The sequence below is a fragment of the Streptomyces sp. WELS2 genome (assembly GCF_013870595.1).
Lineage (GTDB): Bacteria > Actinomycetota > Actinomycetes > Streptomycetales > Streptomycetaceae > Streptomyces.
In genome coordinates this window covers 1-7,105 of record NZ_JACBWZ010000288.1, presented here as the reverse complement: position 1 = coordinate 7,105, position 7,105 = coordinate 1, and the positions used below count along the sequence as shown (strand labels likewise).

General features: G+C 72.1%; 6 protein-coding genes and 2 pseudogenes. 3 read left to right on the top strand and 5 right to left on the bottom strand.

Going from position 1 to position 7,105, the window contains the following annotated elements; translation table 11 throughout:
- Positions 1 to 121: 121 nt before the first annotated feature.
- A pseudogene (locus H5J33_RS17985) lies at positions 122 to 1,033 on the top strand (amidase); the annotation flags it as partial.
- On the opposite strand, the pseudogene H5J33_RS17980 reads toward H5J33_RS17985, so the two are convergent.
- Positions 1,009 to 1,377: pseudogene (locus tag H5J33_RS17980) on the bottom strand (nuclear transport factor 2 family protein); the annotation flags it as partial. The pseudogenes H5J33_RS17985 and H5J33_RS17980 overlap by 25 nt on opposite strands.
- Before the next feature lie 95 nt (positions 1,378 to 1,472).
- Here H5J33_RS17980 and H5J33_RS17975 point away from each other — a divergent pair.
- Positions 1,473 to 2,084 (top strand): DUF4291 domain-containing protein, encoded by a 612-nt coding sequence (locus H5J33_RS17975; protein ID WP_181795955.1) that lies wholly within the window; start codon positions 1,473 to 1,475, stop codon positions 2,082 to 2,084.
- Between the two features lie 31 nt (positions 2,085 to 2,115).
- Here the strand turns inward: H5J33_RS17975 and H5J33_RS17970 are convergent, their stop codons facing one another.
- From H5J33_RS17970 to H5J33_RS17960, 3 genes are all read right to left on the bottom strand, one after another.
- On the bottom strand, positions 2,116 to 2,295 hold the full coding sequence (locus H5J33_RS17970; RefSeq protein WP_181795954.1) for a hypothetical protein: 180 nt from the start codon (positions 2,293 to 2,295) through the stop codon (positions 2,116 to 2,118).
- Positions 2,296 to 2,505: 210 nt separating this feature from the next.
- The gene (locus tag H5J33_RS17965) at positions 2,506 to 3,381 is read right to left on the bottom strand and encodes an undecaprenyl-diphosphate phosphatase (protein ID WP_181795953.1); all 876 of its coding nucleotides are present in this window, start codon (positions 3,379 to 3,381) and stop codon (positions 2,506 to 2,508) included.
- 238 nt (positions 3,382 to 3,619) lie between these two features.
- Positions 3,620 to 5,032, bottom strand: a complete 1,413-nt coding sequence (locus tag H5J33_RS17960; protein WP_181795952.1) for a DUF11 domain-containing protein — start codon at positions 5,030 to 5,032, stop codon at positions 3,620 to 3,622.
- A 711-nt stretch (positions 5,033 to 5,743) separates the two neighbouring features.
- Between H5J33_RS17960 and H5J33_RS17955 the strand changes: the two genes are divergently transcribed.
- Positions 5,744 to 6,433, top strand: a complete 690-nt coding sequence (locus H5J33_RS17955) for an HAD family hydrolase (RefSeq protein WP_309485427.1) — start codon at positions 5,744 to 5,746, stop codon at positions 6,431 to 6,433.
- Positions 6,434 to 6,463: 30 nt separating this feature from the next.
- On the opposite strand, the gene H5J33_RS17950 is transcribed toward H5J33_RS17955, so the two are convergent.
- Positions 6,464 to 6,934, bottom strand: coding sequence for a helix-turn-helix domain-containing protein (locus H5J33_RS17950; protein ID WP_181795950.1), 471 nt, complete (start codon positions 6,932 to 6,934; stop codon positions 6,464 to 6,466).
- Positions 6,935 to 7,105 lie beyond the last annotated feature (171 nt).

The window sequence follows — 7,105 nt, the reverse complement described above, 5'->3', positions numbered from 1 at the left end:
CCGCCCCGAACCGGTGGCCTCTCGACGTACCGGGCCCGGCGGTGCACAGTTCTCTCTACGCGCCTTCGTACCCACGGGTAACCGATGGGGCGCGCAGCCTACGACCACCCGAGGAGCGTCCGTGAGCAGCTGGGCCGGCCGGAGTGCCGCCGAGATCGCCGCCGCCGTCCGCGAGAAGCGGGTCACAGCCCGGGAGGTGGTGACCGGACACCTCGCGCGGATCGAGCGGCTGGACGGCCGGATCGGAGCGTTCCGGAAGGTCCGGGCGCGGGCGGCGCTCGCCGAGGCCGACGAGGTGACCGCCCGGACGGACCTGGCCGGACTGCCGCTCGCGGGCGTGCCGGTGGCGGTCAAGGACAACCTGGCGGTGCGCGGCGAGTCGTGCCGCAACGGCTCCTCCGCCACCCCGGACACCCCGGCCGCCGAGGACCATGTGACGGTGGCCCGGCTGCGCGCGGCGGGAGCGGTGGTGGTCGGCCTGACGAACGTGCCCGAGCTGTGTGTCTTCGGCACCACGGAGGGCCCGTACGGGATCGCCCGCAACCCCTGGGATCCGTCCCGCACGGCGGGCGGTTCCTCCGGCGGCAGCGCGGCGGCGGTGGCCGCCGGGCTGGTGCCGCTGGCGCTCGGCAACGACGGGATGGGCTCGCTGCGCATCCCGGCCGCGAACTGCGGGCTGGTCACGCTGAAGCCGGGGCGCGCGGTGGTGCCGGCCGGGATCGGACACGGCGACTGGTTCGGCATGGCGGAGAACGGACCGCTGGCCACGACGGTGGAGGATCTGCGGCTGGCGCTCGGCGTCCTGGCCGGCACGGAGTTCGTACGGCCGAAGGAGCGGAGCCCGTTGAGGATCGCCGTCGCGCTGCGCAGCCCGCTCGCCGGGGTGCCGGTGAGCCGGCCGTATACGAACGCGGTGCGGCAGGCGGCCGGGGCGCTGGCCCGGTCCGGGCACCGGGTGCGGCGGGCGGAACCGCCGTATCCGCTCTCCCTCGGTGTGACCGCGCTCCGGCACTGGACGGCCGGGACGGCGGTGGCGGAGCCGGTGGCATCCGCGAGGCGCATGGGGCTCAGATAGTCGGCGCGCACCCGTGCGGTGTCCCCGGTGTCGTGGTCCAGGACCCCGAACCGCACCTGCCGGTTGACGATCAGGTGCTGGCGCATGGCGAACCGGGCCAGGCTCTCGGCGAGCCAGGCGGCGACCCGCCCCGCGTCGCCCTCGATACCGCCCGCCGAACGGTAGTCGGCCCGCCCGTCCGCCGTGAACAGCCGGTGGTACGCCGCCCAGTCGCCGTCGTCCAGCGCCACCGCGTAGGCGGTGACCAGGTCCTCCACGGCCAGCCGGTCCCTCACGGTCGCGAACTCCGCACGCTGCGTCATCGCCACAGTGTTGGGTACGGCGGACGCGGAGCCAAGGGGCCTGCGGGGTGAATATTCGGTGGTGCCGGCCGGGAGCGGCGGCCGAGGCTGTCCCCGTGAACGCACAAGCCGTCGAAACCGAACCGAAGTTCCGCGTCCGTGCCCGGCACACGGACACCACGGTCACCGTCTACCAGGCCTACCACCCGGGGATCGGCCGGGCCGCCGCCCGCACCGGACGCTTCCCGTCCGACTGGAAACGGGACCGGATGACCTGGGTCAAGCCGTCGTTCCTGTGGATGATGTACCGCTGCGGCTGGGGCACCAAGGAGAACCAGGAGACCGTCCTCGCCGTGGAGATCACCCGGGAGGGCTTCGAGTGGGCCCTGCGCCATGCCTGCCTGTCCCACTACGCGCCCGCCCTGCACCCGGACCGGGCCGCCTGGAAGCGGGAGTTGGCGCGCAGCCCGGTCCGGGTGCAGTGGGACCCGGACCGGGATCTGCGTCACAACCCGCTGCCGTACCGGTCCTTGCAGCTCGGCCTCGCCCGGGAGGCGGCGGCCCGGTACGCGGACGAGTGGATCGTCGGCATCGAGGACGTCACCCCGCTGGCCGGGGAGATCCACGCGCTGGTACGGGCGGGCGAGACGGAGCGGGCGAACGCGCTGCTGCCCGTGGAGCGGCCGTATCCGGTGGCCGACGAGGTGCTCGCACACCTGCGGGCGTAGGACCGCGCGGGGGCTTCTCCCCGCCGCCGCGTCAGGCCGCCTCGATGATCCGGCCGCGGACGGCGGCGGCCCACTCGATCACCAGCAGCTCGTACTCAGCGCGCTCCTGGGCCGACAGGGTGCCGCGCGCACGCAGCCACAGCGCTCTGATCCGCTCGTTCAGCTCGGCGGCGGAGCGCGCGGAACCAGGGGGCGGGGAATCCGGGGACATGCGGCACAGCCTAGGCCCAAGCACTGACCCTGCGCTACCGCCCGGCTACGCAGACGGTAACGCGTTGGTCACCGGCGCCGTCCGGTCACCCGTTCGTGGCCGTGCACTGCCGCCCGCCGGCCGACTGTCCGCCGGGTGGTACGCAGGTCACGGACGGGTCACGGCCGGGTGCACGATGTCCGAAACCGGCGGTGCCGGAGGGGCGGCTCCCTACCCGGCCGACTCGGCGGCGTGCGGACTCAGCACGCCGGCGCTCACCAGGGCGATGATCACGATCCCCAGCGCGACGCGGTACCAGACGAACGGCATGAAGCTCTTGTTGGAGATCCACTTCATGAACCACGCGATGACCGCGTATCCCGAGGCGAACGCGATCACCGTCGCGAACAGGGTGGGTCCCCAGTCCACATGGCCCTCGCCCAGCGAGTCCTTCACCTCGAAGGTGCCGGAGGCGAGGACGGCCGGGATGGCGAGCAGGAAGGAGTAACGGGCCGCGGCCTCCCGCTTGTAGCCCATGAACAGGCCGCCGCTGATGGTCGCGCCGGAGCGGGAGACACCGGGGATGAGCGCGCAGGCCTGACAGAGTCCGAAGACCAGGCCGTCCTTGACGCCGAGGTTCTCCAGCGTCTTGCGCTGCTTGGGCGCCCGGTGCCGGCGGCCCGTCTCGTCGCGTGCCGCCATCCGGTCGGCGATGCCGATGACCACGCCGACGACGAGGAGCATCGTCGCGGTCACCCGCAGATCGCGGAACGGCCCCTCGATCTGGTCCTTCAGCGTCACGCCCAGCAGACCGATGGGGATCGAGCCGACGATCACCAGCCAGCCCATCTGCGCGTCGTGGTTCCGGCGCATCGACTTGTTGAACAGCGAACGGAACCAGGACGCGATGATCCGGCCGATGTCCTTGCGGAAGTAGATGAGCACCGCGGCCTCGGTGCCGATCTGGGTGATCGCCGTGAAGGCCGCGCCCGGGTCCTTCCAGCCGGAGAACGCGGCGGTCAGCCGCAGGTGCGCGCTGGAGGAGACGGGCAGGAACTCGGTCAGCCCTTGGACGAGTCCGAGGACGAGGGATTCAAACCAAGACATGAAGGTATGGCGTCCAAGTGCTGAAAGGAGAAGAGGTGATCATGTGACGAAGGAAGGGTAGCGGGCCCGGACGGCGACACGGCAACAGGGGCCGCGCACTTCGGCCTTCCCCGGCGCCGCGGGCCTCGAGAGGGAGACCGTCAACCGCCTCCCGGGCGCGGTGGGGGCCTGCTGCGGTGGCCGGGCCCCCGGCCGCCGGCTTGGCGCCGGTGGCGGGAGCCCGGGTCCGGTCGGTGGGTCAGGGCGTTGTGGGCGGCCGGGGAGAGCAGGGGCCGCAGGGGTCGCAGTCGGGGGCGGGCTTGACGCAGACGGTGACGCTGTCGGTGTTGTTGCCGGTGTTCAGGTCCGTCTCGATGGCCGTGGCGGTGGCGGTGTTGGTGACGGGGCCGGCGACGGTGGCCTTGGCGTGGAGGGTGAGGGCGGCGACGGCGCCGTTGGCGAGGGTGGCGAGATTCCAGTGGCCGGTGGCGGGGTCGTAGGTGCCGGTGGTGGGGGTGGCGGAGAGGTAGGCGAGGCCGGCGGGGAGGGCGTCGGTGACGGTCACGTTGGTGGCCGCGTTCGGGCCGGCGTTGCGGACGCTGACGCGGTAGGTGACGGTCTGGCCGACGGTGACGGTGGTGGAGTCGGCGGACTTGGTCACGCTGAGGTCGGCGGCCGGGAGGATGTCGGTGTCGGTCTCGTTGGAGATGGCGGTCAGCTGTTGCGGGGTGGGCCCGAGCCGGTTCTCGTAGGTGGCGGTGGCGGTGTTGGCGACGTGACCGCCGGCACCGGCCTCGGTGATCCTGACCCGGTACTCCACCGTGGTGCCGGGGACGGTGTCGGTGTTGGGCAGGCTGCCGCCCTGGCCGCTGGTGGCGCCGTTGCCCAGGCGGAACACCACCCGGTTGCCCGCCGGGTCGTAGAACGCCTGGTCGTCGCCCGCCTGGTCGGTCTTCGGGCCGGCGTTGGGGCCGTTGACGATCCGCAGCGACCCGGGCACGTACGCGGTGCCGGCCGGGATGGTGTCGGTCAGGGTCAGCGCCTCGGCGTTGCCGCCGCCCTGGTTCCTCGCGACGATCCGGTAGGTGAGCACATCGCCCACCTTCAGCGGCCCGACCGGGACGGCGTCCTTGGTGAGGGTCACCGACGGCGCGGTGCCGAAGAAGATCCCGTCGAGGAAGTTGCCCACGGTGGGGTCACCGCCGGCCGCGGAGACGGACCGGAAGGCGAAGCGGGTGGTGGTCTGTCCGGGCGGGACGGTGTAGGTGCCGGTGTAGAAGCCCCACGCGGTGTTGCCGTCGGTGAACGTGCGCTGCTGGACCACGGCGCCGGGAGCGCCGATGTCCAGGGCCATGGTGTCCTGCCCGGCACGCCCGCGGTGGTAGAGGCGCCAGTACAGCGTCGCGCCCGGGGTGCTGGGCAGGTCCTGGTAGAGGGTGGAGACCTGGTTCGCGTTCAGTTCGGCGAACTGGCTGCCGTCGGCGGCCGGAACGCCCTGGAAGCCGTCGTGCCACACCTCGATGAGGTGGTCGGTGGCGGTGGTCAGCCAGCCGGGGACGTGGTTCGGGTTCTGCGCCTGGGAGGCGTCGGGCAGCAAGGCGAGGCCGCTGATGGCGGGCTGCTCGAAACTGCCGTTCACCAGAGCGATACGGGACGGGACAGGAGTGCTCACGTGCTTCCCCTTTTTCTGGTTCGATGCTGCCTTCTGGCACTGCCGGGCCGGCCGTATGGCGCATGGGGTCCGGTCACGGCGGCTGCCGCACACACACGACGGGCCCGGCCAACGAGTCCAGGGCACGCCGACGCTCGATGCGGTCGTGGGAGTGAGGAGAGGAGCCCTCGGATTCACGTACGGTCACGGTGTCCCGGAACCCGGGAGACGAGGGTGGCCGCACGAGGGGCATCCGACTTCAGCGTGCGCTACGGCTCCCGTACGCACGAGAGCGTGCACAACGGCTCGCGAAGCGTCACATGGTGCGCGCCGTCCCGCGTACACCCGCTCCGCACGCCCTCCGCGCAGTGACGATGGCATAAGCCGGGCGCATACGTCCGCACGCCCCCCGGCCCCGGCGCACACAAGGCGCACCCATCTGGTTCCTGACCAGGGGGTTACGAGGGGAGCGCGCTACACGTTCGCCGCGTGGGTTCCGGGGGCCGCGGGGGCCGTCTGGCCCTCGAGTCAGTGCTGGAGCCGAAGATGCCGGAACTGATGGCCGTCACCGGATGTGCGGAGCCGGGAGGGCCTGTTGTACGGGTGCGGCCGGAGTTCCGGTCGGGGGACGGACCGCCGCGCCCCACGGGTGAAAACGACATGACTCGCCCCTGGCCGCAACTGTCTAATGGGACGCGCCCGAGGGGGCGGCGACGCGGCAGGGAGGTCTTCGTGAGGGTCGGTCAGTGTCTTCTTGTCGACGCGGACGACACGTTGTGGGAGAACAACATCTACTTCGAGCGGGCGATCGAGGAGTTCCTCGACCTGCTCGCTCGTGAATCGCTCTCGCGGACCGAGCTGCGGCAGGTCCTGGACGACGTCGAGCGGGAGAACTGCCTGGTGTACGGCTACGGCGCGAAGAGCTTCGTGCGCAGCCTGCACGACTGTTACGAGCGGGTGCGCGAGGTGCGGGCGACCGACGACCACGGCAGGGCGATCGCCGAGCTGGGGGAGCGGATCCTGCGCCAGGAGCCGGTGCTGATCGCCGGCGTGGAGGAGACGCTGACCGGTCTGCGGGCCCGGCACCGGCTGGTGCTGCTGACCAAGGGCGATCACGAGGAGCAGGCGGCGAAGGTGGAACGCTCGCGGCTGGGGCCGCTGTTCGAGCGGATCGTCATCGTGCCGGAGAAGACGGTCGAGACGTACGCCACGGTGGTGGCGGACCTGAAGGCCGACACCGCGCGGACGTGGATGATCGGCAACTCCCCGAAGTCCGACATCGTGCCGGCGCTCGCCGCCGGGCTGGGCGCGGTGTACGTACCGCACCCCGACACCTGGGTCCTGGAACACCACCCGTTCCCCGGGACCACCGAACGGCTGCTCCAGGTGGACCGGTTCACGGACCTGGCCGAGCACTTCTGACCACCCCAGGCGCCGCCGGCCCCGGCGGCCTCACGCGGTCGCCGGCCCCGAGAGGGTCCAGCCGGGGGCCTGCGGACGCGCCGTCAGGTCCTCGTGGCGCACGGCCTCGCCGCAGGCCCGGCAGGTGACCTGGGACACCAGTGGGTTGCCGCAGCTGTGCTCGACGACCATGGGCAGATCGGTGCCCTTGCGCAGGTGGCGGTCGCCCCATTCCCTCAGGGTCGTCAGCACCGGCTCCAGCTCCAGCCCGGCCCGCGTGGCCCGGTACTCGAAGCGCTGCGGGCGCTCGCTGTACATGCGCTTGGTGAGGATGCCGGCCTCCACGAGCCGGCGCAGCCGGGCGGCCAGGATGTCGCGCGGTGCGCCGATGTTGCGCACGAGCTGGTCGAAGCGGCCGTTGCCCAGGCACACCTCCCGCAGGACGAGCAGGGAGTACTTCTCGCCGACCAGCGCGAGGGCGTCGGCGATCGAGCAGGGGCGCGGGTCCTTCGAAGCGGCCATGAAGTCAGTCTATGGGAGGGTTTGTTATTCCAACCCTGCAAGCCGTGCGAGACCGCACCACGGCCGCCGGAGCCCTGGCCACGGCCGCCGGGTCCCGCGCCCGCTCACCGGGCCATCGCCCGCCCCGCCGCGGCGACCAGGTCGTCCGTCGCCGTGATCGCGGCCTCCCGG